This is a genomic window from Streptomyces macrolidinus (assembly GCF_023887685.1).
Lineage (GTDB): Bacteria > Actinomycetota > Actinomycetes > Streptomycetales > Streptomycetaceae > Streptomyces > Streptomyces macrolidinus.
The window spans coordinates 1-347 of record NZ_JAMWMR010000118.1; the positions used below are offsets into that span (position 1 = coordinate 1).

Below are 347 nucleotides of genomic sequence, written 5' to 3' on the forward strand. Positions count from 1 at the left end.
CCGTCGTGAGGACGGTGCGCCGCGCAGGGCAGGTGTGTCGGCGTTCGGTATCAGTGGGACGAACGCGCATGTGGTGATCGAGGAGGCTCCGGCGGAGGAGGCCGGGACCGAGGAGCCCTGCGACGTTCCCTCGGTTGGTGTTGTGCCGTGGGTGGTGTCGGCGAAGAGCCCGGGGGCGCTCGACGCGCAAGTCGACCGGCTTGCTGAATCCGTCGAAGCCGAAGGCGCCGCCGATCTGAACGCGGTCGCGGTCGCAAGTGAACTGGCGAATCGACGGGCACAGTTGGAGTATCGAGCGGTGGCCGTCGGGCCCGACACCGTAGATCTGCTCGGCAGCCTCAAGTGCC

1 protein-coding gene is annotated in these 347 nt (G+C 68.3%); it reads left to right on the forward strand.

All coding sequences use genetic code 11. The features are described from left to right. Positions 1 to 70: 70 nt before the first annotated feature. Positions 71 to 347, forward strand: a 277-nt coding sequence (locus tag NGF19_RS30485; protein WP_308288572.1) for a CurL C-terminal domain-containing protein, incomplete at its 3' end; no start/stop codon positions are given.